The sequence below is a fragment of the Novosphingobium sp. Chol11 genome (genome assembly GCF_900218065.1).
Classification (GTDB): domain Bacteria; phylum Pseudomonadota; class Alphaproteobacteria; order Sphingomonadales; family Sphingomonadaceae; genus Sphingobium; species Sphingobium agri.
Window position 1 is genome coordinate 51101 of the sequence record NZ_OBMU01000002.1, and the last position, 20361, is coordinate 71461.

At 63.6% G+C, this 20361-nt stretch carries 21 protein-coding genes and 1 pseudogene; 10 read left to right on the forward strand and 12 right to left on the reverse strand.

Annotated features, from left to right (window positions below):
* The 8 genes from NCHOL11_RS12945 to NCHOL11_RS12980 form a co-directional block, all read right to left on the reverse strand.
* The coding region (locus tag NCHOL11_RS12945; protein ID WP_141397880.1) for an NAD(P)-binding protein at positions 1-802 on the reverse strand (802 nt) is incomplete at its 3' end.
* A gap of 69 nt (positions 803-871) precedes the next feature.
* Positions 872-1471 (reverse strand): TetR/AcrR family transcriptional regulator, encoded by a 600-nt coding sequence (locus NCHOL11_RS12950; RefSeq protein ID WP_217991078.1) that lies wholly within the window; start codon positions 1469-1471, stop codon positions 872-874.
* Between the two features lie 66 nt (positions 1472-1537).
* Positions 1538-2809: a sulfotransferase family protein gene (locus NCHOL11_RS12955; protein WP_097092981.1), complete on the reverse strand. Its 1272-nt coding sequence runs from the start codon at positions 2807-2809 to the stop codon at positions 1538-1540.
* A gap of 33 nt (positions 2810-2842) precedes the next feature.
* The gene (locus NCHOL11_RS12960; protein ID WP_255254819.1) at positions 2843-3922 is read right to left on the reverse strand and encodes a zinc-dependent alcohol dehydrogenase; all 1080 of its coding nucleotides are present in this window, start codon (positions 3920-3922) and stop codon (positions 2843-2845) included.
* A gap of 154 nt (positions 3923-4076) precedes the next feature.
* Positions 4077-5513 carry an NAD-dependent succinate-semialdehyde dehydrogenase gene (locus tag NCHOL11_RS12965; RefSeq protein WP_097092982.1) on the reverse strand — a complete coding sequence of 479 codons (1437 nt, stop codon included), beginning with the start codon at positions 5511-5513 and terminating at the stop codon, positions 4077-4079.
* A gap of 130 nt (positions 5514-5643) precedes the next feature.
* Positions 5644-6567 carry an acyl-CoA dehydrogenase family protein gene (locus NCHOL11_RS12970; protein WP_097092983.1) on the reverse strand — a complete coding sequence of 308 codons (924 nt, stop codon included), beginning with the start codon at positions 6565-6567 and terminating at the stop codon, positions 5644-5646.
* A 13-nt stretch (positions 6568-6580) separates the two neighbouring features.
* Entirely contained in the window at positions 6581-7735 is a 1155-nt protein-coding gene (locus NCHOL11_RS12975) for an acyl-CoA dehydrogenase family protein (RefSeq protein ID WP_097092984.1), read from the reverse strand.
* Positions 7736-7823: 88 nt separating this feature from the next.
* The gene (locus tag NCHOL11_RS12980; RefSeq protein WP_255254820.1) at positions 7824-8708 is read right to left on the reverse strand and encodes a LysR family transcriptional regulator; all 885 of its coding nucleotides are present in this window, start codon (positions 8706-8708) and stop codon (positions 7824-7826) included.
* A gap of 93 nt (positions 8709-8801) precedes the next feature.
* On the opposite strand from NCHOL11_RS12980, the gene NCHOL11_RS12985 reads away from it, so the two are divergent.
* The 5 genes and pseudogenes from NCHOL11_RS12985 (at position 8802) to NCHOL11_RS13005 (ending at position 13853) form a co-directional block, all read left to right on the forward strand.
* Positions 8802-9602, forward strand: coding sequence for a crotonase/enoyl-CoA hydratase family protein (locus tag NCHOL11_RS12985; protein ID WP_097092985.1), 801 nt, complete (start codon positions 8802-8804; stop codon positions 9600-9602).
* 35 nt (positions 9603-9637) lie between these two features.
* Complete coding sequence (locus tag NCHOL11_RS12990; RefSeq protein ID WP_097093306.1) at positions 9638-10843, forward strand: CaiB/BaiF CoA transferase family protein; 1206 nt, start codon at positions 9638-9640, stop codon at positions 10841-10843.
* 158 nt (positions 10844-11001) lie between these two features.
* A pseudogene (locus NCHOL11_RS18820) lies at positions 11002-11937 on the forward strand (NAD(P)-dependent oxidoreductase); the annotation flags it as partial.
* Between the two features lie 11 nt (positions 11938-11948).
* Positions 11949-12797, forward strand: coding sequence for a sugar phosphate isomerase/epimerase family protein (locus NCHOL11_RS13000; RefSeq protein ID WP_097092987.1), 849 nt, complete (start codon positions 11949-11951; stop codon positions 12795-12797).
* Between the two features lie 75 nt (positions 12798-12872).
* Positions 12873-13853 (forward strand): AEC family transporter, encoded by a 981-nt coding sequence (locus tag NCHOL11_RS13005; RefSeq protein WP_097092988.1) that lies wholly within the window; start codon positions 12873-12875, stop codon positions 13851-13853.
* 4 nt (positions 13854-13857) lie between these two features.
* Here NCHOL11_RS13005 and NCHOL11_RS13010 read toward each other — a convergent pair whose 3' ends face one another.
* Positions 13858-14595 carry a helix-turn-helix domain-containing protein gene (locus NCHOL11_RS13010; RefSeq protein ID WP_097092989.1) on the reverse strand — a complete coding sequence of 246 codons (738 nt, stop codon included), beginning with the start codon at positions 14593-14595 and terminating at the stop codon, positions 13858-13860.
* A 123-nt stretch (positions 14596-14718) separates the two neighbouring features.
* On the opposite strand from NCHOL11_RS13010, the gene NCHOL11_RS13015 reads away from it, so the two are divergent.
* Both NCHOL11_RS13015 and NCHOL11_RS13020 read left to right on the forward strand, forming a co-directional pair.
* On the forward strand, positions 14719-15789 hold the full coding sequence (locus NCHOL11_RS13015) for a Rieske 2Fe-2S domain-containing protein (RefSeq protein ID WP_097092990.1): 1071 nt from the start codon (positions 14719-14721) through the stop codon (positions 15787-15789).
* A 28-nt stretch (positions 15790-15817) separates the two neighbouring features.
* Positions 15818-16588 carry an SDR family NAD(P)-dependent oxidoreductase gene (locus NCHOL11_RS13020; protein ID WP_097092991.1) on the forward strand — a complete coding sequence of 257 codons (771 nt, stop codon included), beginning with the start codon at positions 15818-15820 and terminating at the stop codon, positions 16586-16588.
* A gap of 236 nt (positions 16589-16824) precedes the next feature.
* Here NCHOL11_RS13020 and NCHOL11_RS13025 read toward each other — a convergent pair whose 3' ends face one another.
* From NCHOL11_RS13025 to NCHOL11_RS13035, 3 genes are all read right to left on the reverse strand, one after another.
* Positions 16825-17049, reverse strand: a complete 225-nt coding sequence (locus tag NCHOL11_RS13025; protein ID WP_097092992.1) for a hypothetical protein — start codon at positions 17047-17049, stop codon at positions 16825-16827.
* A gap of 27 nt (positions 17050-17076) precedes the next feature.
* Positions 17077-17259: a hypothetical protein gene (locus NCHOL11_RS13030; protein WP_097092993.1), complete on the reverse strand. Its 183-nt coding sequence runs from the start codon at positions 17257-17259 to the stop codon at positions 17077-17079.
* Between the two features lie 177 nt (positions 17260-17436).
* The gene (locus NCHOL11_RS13035; RefSeq protein WP_097092994.1) at positions 17437-17847 is read right to left on the reverse strand and encodes a low affinity iron permease family protein; all 411 of its coding nucleotides are present in this window, start codon (positions 17845-17847) and stop codon (positions 17437-17439) included.
* Between NCHOL11_RS13035 and NCHOL11_RS13040 the strand changes: the two genes are divergently transcribed.
* The 3 genes from NCHOL11_RS13040 to NCHOL11_RS13050 form a co-directional block, all read left to right on the forward strand.
* Positions 17848-18144 carry a hypothetical protein gene (locus NCHOL11_RS13040; protein ID WP_141397861.1) on the forward strand — a complete coding sequence of 99 codons (297 nt, stop codon included), beginning with the start codon at positions 17848-17850 and terminating at the stop codon, positions 18142-18144. It begins immediately after the preceding gene.
* A 154-nt stretch (positions 18145-18298) separates the two neighbouring features.
* Positions 18299-19843 carry a GGDEF domain-containing phosphodiesterase gene (locus NCHOL11_RS13045; protein WP_217991079.1) on the forward strand — a complete coding sequence of 515 codons (1545 nt, stop codon included), beginning with the start codon at positions 18299-18301 and terminating at the stop codon, positions 19841-19843.
* On the forward strand, positions 19844-20361 hold a 518-nt coding region (locus NCHOL11_RS13050; protein ID WP_141397881.1), incomplete at its 3' end, for a LysM peptidoglycan-binding domain-containing protein.

Below are 20361 nucleotides of genomic sequence, written 5' to 3' on the forward strand. Positions count from 1 at the left end.
CGCCATCCTTGCCGCGCACCGTCACATTCCAGACTGCTTCGGCATCGTCATAGCGCAGGGCGACCACTTCGGTGTTGAAACGGATGTTGCGGCGCAGGTCGTATTTGTCGGCGACGTGCAGCAGATATTTCTGCATGTCCACGCCCTTGGGATGATAGTGCGTCCATTCCGGCGTGATTTCGAAGGAGTAGGAATAGAAGTGGCTCGGCGTGTCGACGCCGACGCCGGGATAGCGGTTTTCATACCATGTACCGCCGACCTCGGGATTCTTCTCGATGACGATATGCTCGTAGCCCGCCTCTTCCAGCTTGAGCGAAGCCGCGAGGCCCGTCATGCCCGCGCCGATGACCAGCACCTTGAAGCCTGCCTGCGGCGGCGTACGGCCTTCGATTTCCTTGCGAGGCTTGGGCAGCTTGAAACCGATCTGGTCGAAGAGCAGCGGCAGGAATTCGTCGGCGACTTCCTCACCCACGCCGACGCTCATCATCCGCTGCATCAGCTGTTCGGAAGGATCATCTTCCCGCGCGGCCCCCGGCGTCGTCAGGACATGCAGCAGCTTCGACCGCAATTCCTGCGCATATTCGTCCGGTATCTCGGTCCCGGGAACCGCGAATGGCGGCTTGATATAGTTGCCGAAGATATCCAGCATCACCGCATCGTGCGTGAGATGCACATAGACCATCAGCAACGTGTGGATATTCGCGCTATCCAGCGCTTCCCGCAGCTCATCGCTGTCAGGCAGCGGCAAGCTGCGGTCGTGCCAATCTCTCGCTATTACCGCGGCTTCTGCATGTTCGACCATCTTTAGAACCTCTCCGACTCAAGATGTAAGTGTTTACTCACTTATGGATATTGAAGGACAATTCCGAAGTCAAGTTGGGCGTTGCCTCCCTCGTGCGCCGCCGAGGAATGTGCCGACCACCATCTGAACATGAGCTTCGATCTCCACTTCACCCGGAAGCTCGGCGTCGATCAGCAGGTAATTGTGAACAGGCATCAGGAGCATCGACAGCAATATCTTCGCTGCTGCCGCAGGGCTGTCCTTGGCGATACCGGCACGCGCCAGATGCGCGGCCAAGGGAGCGACCAGATAGTCATCCTGGCTTTGGCGTATCATCGGGCCAAATTCGGCGAACTCATGCGCTTCACGCAAGAGCAAACGTGCCATGCCTACCGTGGACGGCCGGGTGAATTCGAGGAGCAAGGCGACGCCGAACGCGCGCAGATCGGCCTCCGGCTCCGCCGGGTCATTCAATTGCGGCAGGGGGAAACGCTCCACCCCGGCAGCGAGGCAGGCACGAAACAGCGCCGCCTTGTCCTCATGCCAAAGATAAAGCGTCCGCTTCGAAACACCCGCCGCCTGGGCGATCGCATCCATGGTGAGGGCGCGGTAGCCCTGGCGGATAAATTCCTCTCGAGCGATCTGCAGCAAGCGGCGCTTCTTTGCGAGGGTCTGATCCGCCCGGCCCATCCGCGCAGGGGCCGGAGCTGAATCTGCCAAGGCAAGCTTTGCTTCCGGTGCCGCCATCAACCAGCCTCAGCCTTCATGCCGGACGGGGAAACGATCATAATAAAAGCTGAAGCGTTCGCGCGCAGCGGCTTCATTCAGGCCGAACACGCCTTCAAGGTCGTAGATCACCTTCCCATGCTTGTTGCGCGGATTTTCGTTAAGATAGCCGAGCAGTTGGGCCTCGACCTCTGGGGTCAAATCCAGCCCCGACAGATCATAAACCTGGCGCATCACCTGTTCCTGGTCAGCCATATATTCGTGGAAGAGAATATCGGCAGACTGATCAGGGGCCCATGCATCCCGCTGATCGACACAAGCGCGCAGCAGCCGTTCGATCCGCTCCATCCAGAGCCGGGCCAGCGCAGGCGGATCGATCGGGTCGCGCCGGATGCGGTCGCTATAGCCGAGCATGGTGGTCAGCGATCGCAAAACGGCGATGGGATCACGATGGGTGATAACCATCGTCGCGTCGGGAAACACGGACTTGATCGCCGCCAGATTTTCCATGTGTTGCGGCGATTTCAGCAGCCAGCGATTGGGGCCGCGATGCCAGGTTAGGACCTGCAGCACCTTCTTCTCATAAGCGTAGCTGGGCGTGCGGTCATGGGCGAAATAATAGTCGATCCAACGAGGGATGCGGGACTGGAACTCCCAGCTGTAGCAGTTCAAATCCATGTAGAGCAGTTCATTGTCTTCATGGATCGATGCCGCATCCATGCCGTGCATCGCCGCCATATGCGGCAGGACTGCTTCGAATGCGCTCCAAAGTTCTGCGCTGCGGGTGATGCGCGGGTCCACCTCGCCGGGCGCAAGATCGCGCAGCTGCACAGGCTCCTCGGCCTCCCAGAGCGTCAGTGAGCGCAGCCGCTCGTCACGTGCGAGCCAGTTCACCAGATGGGTCGTGCCCGAGCGCGGCAATCCCGCGATGAAGAGCGGACGGTCAATCTCTATGTCGAGAATTTCCGGATGCCGCTTGACGATATCCTCGATGCGCAGGCGGTTCACCATCACCCGGACAAGATGGTCGAGCAAGGTGATGCGGCCTCCACGAGTCAGGCCTTCATCCTCATCCCACGCCTGAAGCGTCACCGCCATGCGTTCGCGAAAACTTTGATCCTCACCGAAATCATCGAGGCCACCTGAATCCGCAATGGCCTGGGCCAGAACTTCATCGACCGTCATGTGCGCCGGGCGGTCTGCAGGACCTTGGCGGGCTGCGTCCAACATCGGCGTGATGACCGGGTTCGCCATATCGTTGATATGGATTTCCTGCGGCTCCGGCAGCGTGGTTTCGTTCATTGTTGATCCTTCATTGCGTGGCTGGAGCCAGCTTCATGCAGTCTGGGGAAAAGTGACGATGACTTTCGCGGAGGCATCCGTGTCCGCAGCGATGCGGAACGCCTCATCCAGTTGGGCGAACTCTACCCGATGGCTGATCAGCGGGTCGACGTCGATATCCCTGCCTGCCAGCATCTGGAGGCATTCGTTGAATTCGTCCTCCCGGTCGGTCGCGATCGATCCGGAAATGCTGAACTCATTGGCCATCATCTTCCACAAATTGATCGGCATCGGCTTTTTATGGAGGGCGACGATCACGATCCTCGCCCGGAATTTCGCCACGTCCAGCAGTTCGGCCAGCGGCGGTTGCGCTCCTGCCGCGTCGATGATCACATCGCTGCCGACATATGGCATGCCGAACCTTTCGCCTGTGCCATGCGCCTTCCCGACGGCTTCAACCAGCGGCTCGCGCGAGGGGTTTACCATGACGGCAGCACCGAGCTGACGAGCTCGTTCCAGTCGGGCGTCGGACAGATCAGCGACGAGAATGTCTTCCACGCCGCGATGGCGAAGGCAGATGATGGTGCATAGGCCGATCGGACCTGCGCCGAGTATCACCACCTTGTCGCCCGGCTGCACCCGGCCGATGTTCACACCATGCAGACCGACCGACAGGGGCTCTGCCAAGGCGGCCTTTTCAAGCGGCAAGCTATCGGGGATGGGGCAGATGTCGGCTCCGGCACGCGCATCCGGAATGAGGATGAACGGCGCGAAGGCCCCGGCCGACCCGCCGCCGCCTATGAGTCCGGCGTCCGGATTGACGGCGCAGCGCTGTCCGGGCCGGATACCGCTGACCTGCTCCCCCACCTTCTCGACAATGCCTGCAAACTCATGCCCGATCGGCAGTGGTTCGATGAGCGGCGCGCCCCCGCCCAGGCCACCCGCCGCGACATATCCCAGATCACTGCCGCATACGCCCGTCGCGCTGATGCGCACTAGCACGTCGCGAGGGCCGACTTCGGGGACGGGAACCTGATCCACGCGCATGTCGCCCACGCCATGTATGCGCGCCAAGGGCATGGTTGCGGCATATTGCTGGCCCAGGCTTAAGCCCGGCCCATTGGACTCGCTCATTAGGTCCTCTCCTACTTCTCGTTGCACTGATTTGGTAAACCAACCAGTTTCCGAGTCAAGGAGCTGAGAGGATTTCGTCAATTGGACACGAACAAAAACTGCCCCGCGCTTCATCAGCGCAGGGCAGCATCTTCATCGTTGAGGGAGTGTGGGATCAGCCGATTTTGGCGGAGACCAGGAAGGGCCGGAGATAGGCTTCCATCCCTTCGCTGCCGCCTTCGGAACCCATGCCGCTGTCACCAACGCCGCCGAAGGGCGTTTCCGGCATGGCCATCGCGAAGTGATTGAGGCCCAGCATGCCAGCATGGATGTTCTGAGAGATCTTGCGCTCAGTGCTGATGCTGTTGGTGAAGGCGTAAGAGGCCAAGCCATAAGGAAGGCGGTTCGCTTCGGTCAACGCGGCGTCGATGTCGTCGACTGGCATCACCAGCATGAGAGGGCCGAAGGGCTCCTCATTCATGGCGTCCATTTCAGGAGTCATGCCCGACAGGACGGTGGGCTGGAAGAAATAGCCGCGATTACCGATGCGCGACCCACCCGTTTCGATTCTGGCACCGCGCTGCACCGCGTCTGCCGCCAGTGCCTCGATCTTCGAGAGCTGGCCTGCGGTCGTGAGCGGGCCCATCTGCGTGTCCGCGTCCAGGCCATCGCCAACGCGCAGCTTGCCAGCGGCTTCGGTCACGCCTGCGACGAAATCGGCGTAGAGCGGCTTTTCCACCAGGAACCGGGTCGGCGACACGCATACTTGCCCGGCGTTGCGGAACTTGAATTCGGTAGCGAGGGGAACGACCGTCGAAAGGTCCGCGTCCCGCGCGACGATGACGGGATTGTGCCCGCCCAGTTCCATCGTGACCTTCTTAAGATGCTGTCCGGCCGCGCTCGCCAGCAGGCGGCCGACGCGGGTCGATCCCGTAAGCGTCACCTTGTGAATTTCCGGAGCCGCACAGAGCGTGGACGAGATCGCGGCAGGATCACCCCAGATCACGCTGATGGCCCGCGGCGGAAGACCCGCTGCCAACAGCGCCCGGCCGATCCGCCAGCCTGAGCCCGGCGTTTCCTCGGCGCATTTGAGCACGACGGAACATCCCGCCGCCAGCGCGGGCGCGACCTTCTGCATCACCGTCCAGGCCGGGAAATTCCAGGGCGTAAAGGCAGCAACAGGCCCCACAGGACGGCGCTCCACCGCCCAGCGCATGTCGCTGGCGCGGGTCGGGATCAGACGTCCATAGGCGCGGCGGCCTTCTTCCGCATACCAATCAAGCAGGTCTGCGGACGCCAGCCATTCACCGCGCGCCTGCGCCAGCGGTTTGCCGCCTTCACGTGTCATTTCAGCAGCGGCCTCATCGGCCTCGCCGCGCATCAGGTCAGCGGCGCGGCGCAGGACCTTGCTGCGTTCGAAGGGGGAGATGGCTGACCATTGGGCAAAGCCGTCCACCGACAGCCGCGCCGCCTCTGCCGCTTCCTCAGCGCCGCAGGATGGCAGTGTCGCGATCAGTTCTTCGGTGGCCGGGTTGACCAATTGTATCGTGCCGAGGGACCCCTGGCTGCGTTCCTGACCATCGATGATGGGGCGGGGCGTTGAATTGGTCATGCGCAGGGTCCTCCAGCTCTTGGATGCGCCGCAAAGCTCATGCCTTGACGATCAGCGGCGCATGGGTTGGCGGCCTCTTACCCTTCCTGATCAGCAGGGGAAAGGCCCGGCCGCCAGTGAACGGCGCGGTTCAGGCGCCCCGAATGAAATCAGCGGTCGGCGATGCGGCGGCAGCCAGCCTCAATTCACCCAACAAGCCCGCCCAATAGCTTTCCGACCCGTCAGCCAGACGCCAGCCATGCAGGCGGCGGGTGAGCAGTTGCAAGTCATATTCCTCGCTGATGCCGATTGCGCCATGAACGGCATGCGCAATTGCGGCAACCTGCCCCGCTGCCAGGCTGGCGCCATGCTTGGCGATCGCGGCGTCGGCAGGCTTCGGCTGAAGTCCCGAGCGCGCGCCGATCGCGGCGGCGATGCGGGCGGCGACGGCCTGTTCGGCCAGAACGGACAGTTGCTGCTGCACCGCCTGCTGCTTGCCGATTGGCTTGCCAAACTGCACCCGCTCATTGGCATAGGCGACGGTCATTTCCATGACCCGGCCAGCCGCGCCGGATATGAGCTGCGCCCGCAGCACCGCCGCAATGGGACGCAATGCCGCGCCGTTGAGCCCGGCCACATGAGCGTCGACGTCATGGGGGACGCCAGTCGCTTCGATCTTTGCCGCGATGAGCACCGGCGCGTCTGCTGTGCCGGAAAGGATGTGCGAGGCGACGGCGGCAAAGGGGACTGCCCCCGCACCGGTAGCGATCGCGATCGGACCTTCGGGCGCTTCAACGCCAGCGGCGGCGAGCAGCGCGCGGGCGATCATGGTATCGCCCACCGGCAACGGCACGGCATGACGGCCAAGCAGGGCGATCAAGGGCGCGGCGTCGTTCAATGAAAGCCCTGCCCCGCCAGACTCTTCGGCGACGAGCGCGTCGAGAAAGCCGGATTCGACAAAGGCATTCCACATCGCGCTGCTGTCGCCGCCCTGCTCGATCTCACGGATCGCGGCAGGAGTGCAGACATCCTCGATCAGGCGGGCGAAGGGATCAATCAGTTCGGACATGTCCATGAAGTGGCTCCCTTCAGCGCAGGCCAAGGCCGCGGGCGATGATGCCGCGCAGAATTTCGCGCGTGCCACCGCGCAGCGAGAAACTGGGCGCGATATGGGTGACGTAAAGCAAAGTGCGGTAGAGTTCGGGATCGACCGGCTCGTCGGGGTTGGCCGCCAGATCATCGCCGATCAGCTGCGGCACGGCCTGTTCGAAGCTGGTGCCGAGATCCTTCATCAGCGACGCTTCGACCACCGGGCTTTCACCCGCGACCAGCCGCGCGGTCACGGCCAGCGACATTTCACGCAGAACCGCCTGCTGCGCCATCAGTGAGCCGACGAGGCGCAGCGTGGCGCTGTCCTTGCGACCGACCGCTTCGAGATGGCGGACCCAGGCGTCGATCAGCACGACCGACGAATAGATGCGCTCTGGCCCGCTGCGTTCGAAGGCAAGTTCGGCGGTGACCTGCTTCCACCCCTGCCCTTCCGCGCCGATCAGCGCGTCGGGAGCGAGGCGGACGTCCTCGAAGAAGACTTCGGCGAAATGGGCGTCGCCGGTGAGATCGACGATCGGACGGATGCTGACGCCCGGCGCCTTCAGGTCGACGATCAGCTGCGACAGGCCCTGCTGCCGGTCGGCGCTGGTGCCCGATGTGCGGACCAGAGCGATCATGTAATCGCTGTGCATCGCGTTCGTGGTCCAGATCTTCTGGCCATTGAGCAGCCAGCCGCCGTCGGCCTGCTGCTCGGCGCGGCTGCGGACGCTGGCGAGGTCGGAGCCCGAGCCCGGTTCGCTCATGCCGATGCAGAAAAGCGCTTCGCCCTTCGAGATGCGGGGGAGGTAGAAGCGGCGCTGCGCCTCCGTGCCATAGTGCAGGATCAGCGGGCCGCTCTGGCGGTCGGCGATCCAGTGCCCGGCGACCGGGGCGCCTGCGGAAAGCAGTTCTTCCACCACGACGAAGCGGGTGAAGGGACCGCGGCCGACGCCGCCATATTCCTTGGGCAGCGAAAGGCCGAGATAACCGGCCTGCCCCAGCTTGCGGCTGAAGGCGGCGTCGAAGCCCTGCCAGGATCGGGCGCGGCGGTGAACCGGCAGTTCGGCGATCGCTTCCTGAATGAGCGCGCGGAGGGCTGGGCGGATTGCCTCATCCTCGGGCGGGAGGGCGGAAAGGGTCAGTGTTTCGAACAAGCCGGCCTCTTGAAACCGTGAAGGAATTGGCGATTAAATCGCGTTTTGTAAAATGATAGTCCAATATCGAATTGGGGTTATTCGATATTCAATGACTATCGGAAGCAATCGCGGCGAAATTTTTAGCGAGCGGGCTAGCTGCATCGCGGGGGAGCGCAACGCCGGTGAGGACAGGCACCTTTGTCGCCAAGCGGACGAGGCGGACGCCTTGCGGGACCGAGCCCGCGGCGCGCGACGGGACCAGCGCTACGCCAAGGCCGGAGCGGACGAGGGCAAGGACGGCGCTCAATTGCGCGGCTTCCTGCGCGACGATGGGCATGAATCCGGCCTTTTGACAGGCGGTCAGCGTGATAGAATGCAGCACGCTGATGCGGCTTTGGAGGATGAAGGGCTGCTCCGCCAAGTCGCCAAGCTCCACGCTTTGCGTACCGGCAAAGGGACTGCCCTCCGGCAAGGCGGCGTGCAGTTCGTCGGGGTCGATGACCTGCGTGTCGACAGCCGCGATCTGAAGCAGCGGCAAGCGCACAAGGCCGACGTCCAGCTCGGCGGCGGCAAGCTTTCGCGCGATTTCGGCGCTGGTCGCTTCCTCCAGCACCAGTTCGACGGCGGGATAGCGACGGCGATATTCGGCGATGAGGCGGGGGAGCAGTTCGAAGGTCGCCGACCCGACGAAGCCGACGCGCAACCGCCCCCGCTCCCCGGCCGCGCCTTCACGCGCCGCCTCCCGGAAACGATCCGCCTGCGCCAGCGTCGCCCGCGCCATGTCGAGCGAGGCGCGGCCCGCCGCCGTCAAGGAGACGCCACGCGCGCTGCGCACGAACAGGGCCGCGCCCAATTCCTCCTCCAGCTTGCGGATGGCGACGGTCAGCGGCGGCTGCGACATGTTGAGCCGCTCCGCCGCGCGGTGAAAATTGCCGGTTTCGGCAAGCATGACGAAATAGCGGAGCTGGCGCAGTTCCATGATAGCTTTCATATATCGAACGGTCGAAAATCAATATTAGCTTGAGAGTAAGCGAGCGCCTAGCGTCGCCGCGAACTTTTCATATCTGGATTGGGAGAGTCCCGCTTGGATCCGTTCCTTCTCGTCGAGCGCGACGGCCCCGTAGTCGTCGCCCGCTTCAACCGCCCCGATGAACGCAACACGATCACCGAGGTCGAGCAGAGCGAGGAGATCGTCGATTTCTGCCGCAGCATGGTGCGCGACACGTCAGTGCGCGCGATCGTCCTTACCGGCAATGGCAAGGCATTCAGCGCGGGCGGCAATGTCAAATATATGGCCGAGCGATCCGGCATGTTCGGCGGCACGCCTTATGAAATCCGCAACGCCTATCGCACCAGCGTGCAGATGATCGGACCGGCGATCCATGAGCTGGAAGTGCCTATCATCGCGGCGATCAACGGGCCCGCAATCGGCCTGGGCCTCGACATGGCGTGCATGTGCGACATTCGCCTGATGGCCGACAGCGCCGTGGTGGCGGAAAGCTATGTGAAGCTGGGCATCATTCCGGGCGGCGGCGGCGGCTGGCTGTTGCCGCGCCTGATCGGGCCGCAGCGCGCCAACCTGATGACGCTGACCGGCGACGCGATCAATGCGGCAACGGCGCTGGAATATGGGCTGGTCGCCGAAGTCCTGCCCGCCGACAAGTTGATGGATCGCGCGCTGGAACTGGCGGGCAAGATCGCCGCCAATCCGGGTCATGCGACGCGCATGGCAAAGCGGCTGATGCGCGAAGGCGCGGACATGAAGCTGCCGACGCTGCTGGAAATGGCGGCGGGCTATCAGTCGCTGGCTCATTATACCGAAGACCATCATGAAGCGATCGCCGCCTTCCTTGGCAAGCGCGCGCCGGAGTTCAAGAACAAGTGACCGAGCAAAAGACAGCCACTGGCCCCCTGGCGGGGATGAAGGTCCTGGACCTTTCGCGCGTGCTGGCGGGGCCCTGGACCACGCAGATATTGGGCGATCTGGGCGCGGACGTGATCAAGATCGAACAGCCCGGCCAGGGTGACGATACAAGGCGCTGGGGCCCTCCATTCCTGGACGATGGATCGAAGGACGCGGCCTATTATCTCTGCGCGAACCGCAACAAGCAGTCGGTCGCCATCAACCTGGCCGATCCGCGCGGCGCGGACCTGATCCGGCAGATCGCACTGGGCGCCGACATCGTCGTCGAGAATTTCCGCGTCGGCGGGCTCACCAAATATGGGCTGGATTATGCGTCGCTGTCGGCCATCAACCCGAAGCTCATCTATTGTTCGATCACCGGATTTGGTCAGGACGGGCCGTACAAGGATCGCGGCGGTTACGACTTCCTGATCCAGGGGATGAGCGGCCTGATGTCGATCACCGGCCGTCCCGATGACGAGGCAGGCGGCGGGCCGATGAAGGTCGGCATCCCGATCAGCGACCTTGTGACCGGTCTTTATTCAGCGATCTCGATCCTCGCCGCGCTCGCCCATCGCGACCGTACGGGCGAAGGGCAGCATATCGACATAGCGCTGCTCGACACGCAGGTGGCGCTGCTCGCCAATCAGGCGTCCAACTATATGAACGGGGGGATGATCCCCCGGCGGCTGGGCAATGAGCATCCCAATACCGTGCCCTATCAGGATTTTTCCTGCTCCGACGGGGACATATTGGTTGCGCTGGGCAATGACCGGCAGTTCCGCAGCTTCTGCGAACTGATCGGCCGCCCGGACCTGCCCGATGACCCGCGTTTCGTCGACAATGGCAACCGGTCGCCCAATCGAAAGGCATTGCAGGATGAGATGGGACCGGCCATCGCCAAGTGGAAATCGGACGACCTGATCGCCGCGATGGAAGCCGCGAAGCTGCCCGGCGGGCGCGTCAACGAAATCCCCGACATATTGGCGGACGAGCATATCGCCGCGCGTGGCGTCATCAAGGACATGGTCCGGTCGGACGGCACGCCGGTCAAGGTGCTGGGCTATCCGGGCCAGTTTTCAAAGACGCCCGCCGATTACCGCCGCGCCCCGCCCCGTTCGGGCGAGGACACGCGCGATGTGCTGAGCGATGTGCTGGGATTGTCCGAAGGGCAGATCGCGGCGCTTGTGGAAGCGGGGGTTATCGCCGAAAAGCTGCATTAAGTTTTTTCACGCGGAGGCGCGGAGGGGAAATCGAGGAAGCGAAGCTTATATCAGGCAGGCTTCCCCCCTGATGCCGAAGATTGAGAGCGCCTGCGGCGCCTTTATCATCCCTTCGCGTCTCTGCGTCTCCGCGTGAGTAAAATCGAGATTCATCATGGCCAAGCCAAGGGGCCAAATGTCGAGAGGAACTTAGAATGACCACCAAGATCGGCTTCATCGGACTGGGCGCCATGGGCCTGCCCATGTCATCGAACCTTCAGCGCAAGGGCTTTGACGTCACCGTCTATGACATTGACGATGCGAAGATGAATGAGGTGGCGGGACTGGGCGCGAAGAAAGCGGCCAATGTCGCCGAAGCCAGCCGGGGACAGGACATCGTCATTACCGTGCTGCCCGCCACGCAGCATGTGGAGGCAGTCGTGCTGGGCGAGGATGGCGTATTGGCCAACATCGACGCGGGCGCGCTGCTGATGGACCTGTCTACCATTGATGCCAAGGGCACTGACCGGGTCGCCGCCGCCTGCGCCGCGCAGGGCATCGGCTTTGTCGATGCGCCGATCGGCCGTCTGGCGCTCCACGCACAGCGGGGCGAATCCCTGTTCATGGTCGGCGCGAGCGACGAGGATTTCGCCCGCGTCGAACCCGCCCTGAAGGCGATGGGCACCGACATTTTCCGCTGTGGCGAACCTGGCATGGGCAGCCGCATGAAGGTGATCAACAATTTCATGCTGCTGTCCACCGCGCAGATCGTCGCGGAATCGCTGGCGCTGGGCACGAAGCTGGGTCTTGATATCCAGACGATGCACGATGTTACGGGCAACACCACCGCGCGCAACGGCCAGTTCCATGTGCTGATGGTGAACAAGGTGCTGAAGGGCGATGTGGAACCGGGCTTCACCATCGACCTGGCCTTCAAGGATCTTTCGCTGGCAATGAATGCAGCGGCGGAAAATCGCCTCGGCCTGCCCATGGGTGCGGCGGCCCATGCCGTGTTCGGCGGGGCGCGGGCGACTGACTATGCGACCAAGGACTATTCGGCACTGCTCGACTATGCCTGCCGCAATGCAGGCGTTGAAACCCCACGCATGGATTGACCCGGCAAGCCATGGGCGCGCCGCAACTGATCGCCACCTGCTGGACGACGGCAGGCGATGTCCGGCCCGACCGGCCGGACAATCTGGGCCGCTTTCCGCTGGATCAGCGGATCGAGGCGGCGGCGCGAGCGGGCTATGCGGGAACAGGGTTCTGGCTGGGCGACCTCCTCGCCTGGGAAGAGAGTGGGCGGGATTATGGCTCGCTGAAGCGCCTGCTGGACGATGCGGGGCAGCGGATCGTCGAGCTGGAGTTTCTGGCCGACTGGTTCGCGACAGGGGAGCGGCGGAGCCGGTCGGACGCGGCTCGGGCGGAGCTGTTCCGCGCCGCCGATGCTTTGGGCGCGCGTCATATCAAGGTGATGCCGCCTTTCCTGCCGGGCGATCCGGCGGGGGATGATCTGGCGGGCGAGTTCGCCGCGCTTTGTGCGCAGGCGGAGGAGCATGGGCTGCTGATCGGGCTGGAGATGCTGCCCTTTTCAATGCTGCCGAACCTTGCTTCCGCGCTGGAGATGGTCGCCGCGGCGGATGCGCGCAATGGCGGGCTGCTGGTCGATATCTGGCATGTGATGCGGTCGGGCGGCACGATGGAAGAGGTGGCGCAGCTTCCGCCACGCTTCGTCATCGCGGCTGAACTGTGCGACGCAATGACTGCGATGCAGGGCGAGATCACCGAAGACACGATGCGCCATCGCAAGCTGTGCGGCGAGGGAGAGTTCGACGTACCGGGCTTCATCCGCGCGATGAGCCGGGCAGGCTATGATGGGCCCTATGGCGTGGAAATCCTGTCGGACGATTTCCGCCAGCTGCCGCTGCGCCAAGCCGCCCTGCGCAGTTTCGAGAGCAGCGCGGCGCAGTTCTAGCCGCTGATTGTTCTGCGCGCATCCACGATTGCACAGAAAGGCATTTCCGTCGCATCCACCCTGTCATAGGAGCGGATGAGACGGGACGAAGCCGTCGAGCATGAGGTGGCGCTTTTCATGGCTGTGACGATCTTGGGCGCTCTGGTCCCGGTCTTCGGGCTGATCCTGATCGGCTATGTGTGCGGGCGCTATGACATATTGGGCGACCGCGCGTTCGAAGTGCTGAACCGCTTCGTCATCGCCATCACCCTGCCGATCCTCACCTTTCGTTCGATCGCGCATATGGACCCGCGCAACCTGGCGGTGCCGGGCATGTTCATCGCGGTCACGCTGGGCGCGCTGATCACCTATGCGCTGGCCTTTGCCATTGCCCGGCGGTTCGGGCGGTCGGGGGCGAACGCGAATATCGCGGCTTTGTGCGCCTGTTTCAGCAATACGGGCTTCATCGGCCTGCCGGTGGCGACGCTGGCCTGGGGGCCGGAAGCGGTGGCGCCGGTGTCCGTGACGATGCTGATCTATTCGGCGATCGTGTTCACCGTCGGGCTGGTCATGAGCGAAGTAACCGCGAGCCATGGCCATGGGGTGGGCACCGGATTGAAGCTGGCGGCGCGGTCGACGGTGCGCAATCCATTGATCTTCATGGCGGTGCTGGGGTGCGTCTGGTCGGTCCTGCGCCTGCCGCTGACCGGGCCAGCCGACATATTGATGCAGACGCTGGCGCTGGCGACAGCGCCCTGTGCGCTGACGGCGATCGGCATCTTCATCGCGCTGCCCCGGCAAAGCGCCACGCCCGGACCGATCGGCCGTGTCGTCGCGCTGAAGCTGCTGGCCCAGCCGCTGATCACGGCCGGGCTGCTGTGGATGCTGCCGCCGATCCCGCCGCTCTGGGCGAAGGTCGCGATCCTGATGGCAGCGATGCCGTGCGGCGCGTCGAGCTTCGTGCTGGCGGGCAAGGCGGGGCGATGGGCGATGGAATTGAGCGCTTGGGCGGTCATGCTGACGACGACGATGGCGTCGATCACGCTGATCGGGATGCTGTGGTGGCTCGGGGCTTGAGGCCTCAGAGATCTTCGGTGACGCGCGCCATTTGCAGCGGGCGGACGAGCAGGAATAGGGCGCACCAATCGCCTGTGTCCGCGGCGGCTTCGCGCTCCTGCCGGGCGATCAGATAGACGTCGTCGCGCAGCCGCTCGAACAGGGCCTGCACCCGATCGCGGCCGTTGGGGCCAAGCCAGAGCATGTCGGAGACATAGCGCGCGTCCCCTTCCAGGAGCGAGGGGCCGAGGAAGAAATGCTTCACCACGCGGTTGAAGGCCTGGTCGAGCGGGCCGTCGGGTCGCCAGCGGACGGCGCGGCTGGTGAGAGGGCGCAGGCGGCCGCCGGGCAGGCTGTCGACGAGGCCGAGCCGCCGGAGCCGCTCGATTGCTTCGTTCAGGGCCGCTTCATCGATGCCGAGCGTCGCCTGGCACTCCGCCCGCTGCGCGCCGTTCAGCACCAGGAAGAAGAGCAGCGCCAGGCTGCGGTCGGCGGCCAGAACCCGTTCCTGCGCCAGCGTGAAGCGGTCCGCGCCGCCATCCGCCGACCGGGCAAGCAGGTCGCGCACGTCGATGCCGATGGCGAGGCAGAGACGGTCGAGATTGTCGAGCGTCAGCCCCCTACCCCGCAGCCAGCGCCACAGGGTCGGCTCCGCGATTTCCAAGCGGGCAGCGAGGTCCGCTACCCTTATGCCCTGCACACGCAGTTCGTGGCGGAGCTGCGCCAATATGGCGGCGACGCCGGGGCTTTCCTTTTGAGGCATATATCGGTCCCGATCATTTAATGATCGTCGAAGATTACAATATGATCGGATATCGCAAGCGCAAATTGATCTGGGGGCGTCCTTATTTCACTATGCGCGCAGAACAAGAGAGAGGATGGACGGATGGCGACCACGGCCGACTATGGCCTCGGCGAATTCACTTTTCCCCGTGGCTGGTTCATGATCGCGCGAGCGGAGGATGCGGTATCAGCGCCGACGGCGCTGCGCATGTTCGGGCGCGACCTGGTGCTGTATCGCGGCGAAAGTGGCCGGGCGGCCCTGCTCGATGCCTATTGCCCGCATATGGGCGCGCATCTGGCCGCCGAGCAAAGTTCAGGCGCGGGCGCGCGGCGTATCGAGGGAGACTCGATCCGCTGCCCCTATCATGCCTGGCGCTTCGGACCGGACGGCATTTGCAACAATGTGCCCTATTTCGACGGGCCGCTGCCCCCGGCGGCGCGGGTGCGCGCCTTTCCGGTGGAGGAGCGGTTCGGATGCCTGTTCGCCTGGCATGATCCCGAGCAGATGGAGCCCGACTATCCATTGCCGGACCTGCCGGAATGGGAGGATGCCGCCTGGGTACGGTGCATCTATGACGATCTGGGGCAGATCCCGGTCCACCCGCAGGAGATTATCGACAATCTGGTCGATGCGCGGCATTTCGGCCCGGTGCATGGGCAGCGGCTGGCCTATTTCAACTCGCGCTTCGACGGCGTCACCGGACGGCAGTTGTCCGGCGGGGGTCATGAGACGATGACCAGCGAGGGCGGGGTGCTGGACGTTGACGCTTATTATACTGGGCCCGGCATACTGATCGCCCGCTTTTCGGGCGAGACGGACGCGGTGCAGATCGTGCTGCATACGCCGGTCGAGGATGGCGTGACCCATGTGTGGCATGGCATCATTACGCGGGGACGGCAGGTGCCGCCATCCGCAGAGGATGTCGAACTGCATCGCCAATATCAGCAGCTGGGCCTTTCCGCATTCTCGCAGGATTTCGAGATTTGGCGGACGAAGGCACCAGCGCTGCAGATATTGCGACTGCCGACCGATGGGCCGTTCCACCGCAATCGCGCATGGTATCGGCAATTTTACAATCCGCGCGCGCAGGCGGCGGGCCATCAGGGCCGCGCCAATGGCGACCATGCCACCAAGGGGCTGGATCAGGCGCCGACCGCCGCAGCGGCCGAATGACATTCAAACAGAAGAGGATAGAACAGGAATGAACAGGGATTTCCCGGAAGGCGCAGCGATCATCTTTGGCGGCAGCGGCGGGATCGGCAAGGGCGTGGCGGTCGAGTTCGCCAAGTCGGGCACGGACGTCGCCATCTGCTATCGCAGCAAGAAGGACGTGGCGGAGGCGACGGCGCAGGCCATCGAGGCGCTGGGCGTCAAGGCCAGCCTGCATCAGGTCGATGTGCGGGATCGCGCTTCGGTAGACGCGGTCGTCGCTTCGGCCACCGCCGCGCATGGCCGCGTCCATAGCGTCGTCTGGGGCGCGGGTCCGCTGGTGCCGCAGGTCGCGATCGCCGAATGGAGCGACGAACAGTTCCGCCAGGCGATGGAGGTCGAGGTGTTCGGCTTCTACAATGCCGCCCGTTCCTTCATCCCGCACATGCGCGAAAAGGGCGGCGGATCATTCGTCCATCTGGGATCGGCGGGACATGACTGGTGGCCCAAGCTGGATGGCCTGTCGGTCGCGCCCAAGGCAGCCAACGAAGCGCTGATCAAGGGCATTGCCAAGGAAGAAGGCAAGCATGAGATCCGCGCCAATTCGGTGCTGGTGGGCGTCATCGACGCGGGCATGTTCCATGAACTCACCGCGCAGGGCGTGTTCGATGATTATTGGGTCGCCGAAACCAAGAAGCTGCTGTGCCTGAAGCGTTGGGGCCAGTCGGAGGATATCGGCCAGGCGGCGGTATTCTTTGCGTCCGAACGGGCTCGTTATGTGACGGGTCAGGTGATTTCGGTGTCGGGTGGTTTTGGGGTCTGACGCGATTGGAGGGGGAGAGGCTTTCCGGTCTCTCCTCCGATCGGGCTACGCTTAGGTCTGGATCGCGGCCCGTTCGGGCTGCACCTTCAATCTACCAGAGAATGAGAAGTAGAGCCGTTGGCTACACCGCTTTTCCGGCCGACAGGCTCAGGGCGAACGGTTCCAGGGATGGTGACGATATGAGGCCAAGCTAAACGGGCGCTCATCATGCTTAACGCCCCGCTGACGATGCCCCTTCATGGTCTGGAAGAGATGATCCGATAGCCGCAGGATGGGACATCGGAGATTTGCGTGGTCAGCATCAATTCAAACGCCAACGCCATTGCCAACTGGAACAGCAAGAATTCCACCGGCACGACGAGCACTTCAGGCTCGACAACCGCTACGGAGCCGTCTGCAACTCCGGCGCCGAGCGAACCGGCCAGCAGCAGCGTAGCGCCGTCATCGCCGTCACCGATCATAACGGCATCGGTTGAACCAGCTTTAGTCTATTCGCCACCCGCGCGTACCGAGATCGGCCAGGCGCCTGTATCATCGCGGTCGCTGGATAGCCTGCTGTCGGATGCGGGCTTCTTTTCGCGCAGCGCAGCGGCGGACAGGTCCGGCAGTGCCGCCGTCGAGCAGGTCGCCGCCAGCGTCATGCCGGCTGCGCTGAGCCAAGCGGAAGTCATCGCGCGCGCTGCTTATGCCATCGTTGCGGATGCCAATAGCGACAGCGCCACTTCTTCACTTATCAAGCAGTTTGGATAGGGGACGATCGGAGCGGCGAAGCCAACCGCTCTATTTCCCTCAGAAAAATGGAGGGCTTCGACAAGCTCAGCCCGAACGGGTGAAGAGAATGTCCTGCTTCAGGTCCGCCGCAGGACATGCTCGACGCTGTCGTCCGCCGTTCCCGCCTTGCCTTCGTCGCAGCCGACTTCCTTTTCCAGTGCAGCGCGGATCTGTTCCACCTCCCCCGCGCTGCGATGCTCTATGCCGATAAATTGTTCGCGCGCGGAATCGAGGGCGCGGATCACTTCATCGAGCTTCGCCTGCATGGCGGCGGCGTCGCGGTTCTGGCTGTTCTGGATCAGGAAGACCATGAGGAAGGTGACGATGGTCGTGCCGGTGTTGATCACCAGTTGCCAGGTATCGGAATAGCCGAACAGCGGCCCGGACACGCCCCAGACCAGGATAAGTCCAAAGGCGAGGACGAAGCTGAGCGGCTGTCCGGCGGCGGAGGCGATCCGGGTCGCCAAGGCGGTGAAGATGCGGTCCATATGTTTCTCTACGCTGTTGCCTCTGGTCGTTGGGAACCAGTAACAATTAGAAACATTCAACCAGGCGAAATGATCAAAAGCGCTGCGATAAAAGCCGCCGGATATGCGATATCTACCATCAGCGTCCTTCTGCTGGGCTTCGTATCATGGCGCAGCGCCAGCCGGGACCCGCTGCTGTCGCTATGCTTAGTCATCGGCATGGCGACGTCTATCGCGGGAATGGGGCTGCGATGCCTGTCCTACCGGGTGGAAGAAGACGAGCAGCCATCCGCCGATAGATATGTCCTTAACCTTTGAAGACTAATGCAGGTTAGGCAAGCGGCCGGAATTCGCGCCCTTCCCTTAATCATCTGTTTCACAATTTGCCTTAAATCCTCGACCCGAAAGGGTGAGCATGCCGCGCATTGGTCACAGGATGCTGGGTGGAAAGGGACGGCCATGGTTATGGCTGTTGGCCGCTGCATCCATCGCAATCGGCGTGGGCATCCTGATCCATCCAGCCGCAGCCGCCCTTCTTCTTCCGCTGCTGCTCGCCATCACGCTGCTGCATGCGAGCGCGGAGACATATTGGCTGATGCGCCTGCGCAAGGCGTTCGGCATCAAGGGCAGCTATCCGCTTGCCCGCGGCATATATGCAGAAGCGCTGAAGCTCATCGAGGCAAACCGTTCCATGGCGCAGCGTTTCGTGCAGCGTCATGGCGTATCGGGCCTTCCCACCCGCGAAAAGCTGATCCAGGCGATGGCCGAGGGGCCGGGCGTGCTGGGCATGATCGAATTTGCCGACTTCGACCGGCTGAGCGCCATCGATCCGGAAAGGGCGGACCATGTTCTCGCCGAAATCGCGAGGCGCATCAGCCGCATGGCCGGACCGTCACGCATGGCCGCCCATGTGGACCGGGCGCATTTCGCGCTCTGGTTCGCGGGCAGCAGCGAAGACGAGGCGGCCCCGGCGTTGCAGGCGATCGCCTACGCGTTGCAGGACCGGATGCTGATCGATGGCGAGGAGCTGCTGCCGGTCATACGCCTGGGCCATGTGGCATGCGATCCGGACATCGCCCCAGCGGCGAAGTTGATTTCCCGCGCTTTTTCCCTGCTGGCGAGCCGTCATGGCATGGCGTCTGGTCCTGTCGATCAGGCGTCGAAGGCCGTCAGCTGCGATTTCGCGCTGGAACAGGATCTGCGTCGCGCCATCACGGCTGGCGAATTCGAAACATGGTTCCAGCCCTTCCTGGACGCGCGGACCCAATCGGTTTGCGGCGCCGAGGCGCTGATCCGCTGGCGGCACCCGGTTCGGGGGCTGGTTGGCCCGGCCGAGTTCATCCCCTTGGCCGAAGCTGCGGGCCTGGCGGCGGAGCTTGGCACATGGGTGCTGGACGCCGCCTGCCGCGCGGCGGGGAACTGGACCGCGATGGGGCTGCCGGGCGTCAAGGTCGCCGTCAACGTGTCGGGCCATCAGCTGGAACGCGAGGGCTTCGACAATCTGGTGGAGCGCACGCTGGGCCGTCATGGCCTGTCCGCCCGCCTGCTGGAACTGGAGCTGACAGAGAGTATCGCCATGGCCGATTCCCGCACGGCTGCCCAGCTGTTCGAACGCATCCGCGCGTCGGGGGCTGCGATTTCGATCGACGATTTCGGCACCGGCTTCTCCAGTCTCAGCTCTTTGAAGAAGCTGTCCTTCGACAAGCTGAAGATCGACCGCGAGTTCGTAACGGACGTCGACAGCCGCCGCGATTGCCAGGCGATCTGCCAGTCGATCATCGCCTTGGCGCGCGGCCTTGGCATCAGCGTGCTTGCCGAGGGCGTAGAGAGGCCGGAGGAGATGCTGTGGCTGCGCCGTCATGGCTGCAACCTGTTCCAAGGCTTCTACTTCGCGCGGCCCATGCCGGAGGCCGATTTCCTGGCCTTCGCGCGCAGCGGCCAGACCATCACAAGCCTGTTCACCACCCACGCCCGGCCCTCCCCGGCCGAACCCAATAGCTACGCAAGGACCGCCTGAATGAGGATTAATGCGCCTAAATTGCTGCTTGCCATCGTGGCGGCCGGCCTTGCCGGATGCGCCGCGAAGCCGGGTGGCGAGAGCGTGCGCGCGCCCATGGTGCAGCAGGTCAGCAACGCGCAGGAGGTGGAGGATGTCGTGTCCCTGCTGAACAATGGCGATGAGAAAGCCGCGCGCAAGAAGCTGGACGCCATGCTGAAGCGCGATCCTGCGGACACGGCCTCCGCCAGGCTGATGGAAAGCATCACGGCCGATCCGGTCGCGGCATTGGGCAGCACCGCATTCTCCTACCGCGTCGAGGCTGGCGACACGATGCAGGGCATTGCGCAGCGGTTCCTGGGCGACGCCAGGAAATTCTACCTGCTTAGCCGCTACAACGATCTGGCGGTGCCCGCTTCACTGAAGCCGGGTCAGTTGATCAGGGTGCCGGGGATACGGCCGAAGGAAACGCCTGCCCCGGCGCCCGCCCGTCCGCGTGCCGCTCCTGCCCCTGCCGCCAAGGCCGCGCCCGCTCCGCC

Bases quoted from the DNA above. Each gene is read 5' to 3' on its own strand.
- NCHOL11_RS12950 (WP_217991078.1), bottom strand. From the start codon at position 1,471: ATGGGCCGGGCGGATCAGACCCTCGCAAAGAAGCGCCGCTTGCTGCAG.
- NCHOL11_RS12955 (WP_097092981.1), bottom strand. From the start codon at position 2,809: ATGAACGAAACCACGCTGCCGGAGCCGCAGGAAATCCATATCAACGAT.
- NCHOL11_RS12960 (WP_255254819.1), bottom strand. From the start codon at position 3,922: ATGAGCGAGTCCAATGGGCCGGGCTTAAGCCTGGGCCAGCAATATGCC.
- NCHOL11_RS12965 (WP_097092982.1), bottom strand. From the start codon at position 5,513: ATGACCAATTCAACGCCCCGCCCCATCATCGATGGTCAGGAACGCAGC.
- NCHOL11_RS12970 (WP_097092983.1), bottom strand. From the start codon at position 6,567: ATGGACATGTCCGAACTGATTGATCCCTTCGCCCGCCTGATCGAGGAT.
- NCHOL11_RS12980 (WP_255254820.1), bottom strand. From the start codon at position 8,708: ATGAAAGCTATCATGGAACTGCGCCAGCTCCGCTATTTCGTCATGCTT.
- NCHOL11_RS12990 (WP_097093306.1), top strand. From the start codon at position 9,638: ATGAAGGTCCTGGACCTTTCGCGCGTGCTGGCGGGGCCCTGGACCACG.
- NCHOL11_RS13000 (WP_097092987.1), top strand. From the start codon at position 11,949: ATGGGCGCGCCGCAACTGATCGCCACCTGCTGGACGACGGCAGGCGAT.
- NCHOL11_RS13005 (WP_097092988.1), top strand. From the start codon at position 12,873: ATGAGACGGGACGAAGCCGTCGAGCATGAGGTGGCGCTTTTCATGGCT.
- NCHOL11_RS13010 (WP_097092989.1), bottom strand. From the start codon at position 14,595: ATGCCTCAAAAGGAAAGCCCCGGCGTCGCCGCCATATTGGCGCAGCTC.
- NCHOL11_RS13015 (WP_097092990.1), top strand. From the start codon at position 14,719: ATGGCGACCACGGCCGACTATGGCCTCGGCGAATTCACTTTTCCCCGT.
- NCHOL11_RS13020 (WP_097092991.1), top strand. From the start codon at position 15,818: ATGAACAGGGATTTCCCGGAAGGCGCAGCGATCATCTTTGGCGGCAGC.
- NCHOL11_RS13025 (WP_097092992.1), bottom strand. From the start codon at position 17,049: ATGATCGGTGACGGCGATGACGGCGCTACGCTGCTGCTGGCCGGTTCG.
- NCHOL11_RS13030 (WP_097092993.1), bottom strand. From the start codon at position 17,259: ATGACTTCCGCTTGGCTCAGCGCAGCCGGCATGACGCTGGCGGCGACC.
- NCHOL11_RS13035 (WP_097092994.1), bottom strand. From the start codon at position 17,847: ATGGACCGCATCTTCACCGCCTTGGCGACCCGGATCGCCTCCGCCGCC.
- NCHOL11_RS13040 (WP_141397861.1), top strand. From the start codon at position 17,848: ATGTTTCTCTACGCTGTTGCCTCTGGTCGTTGGGAACCAGTAACAATT.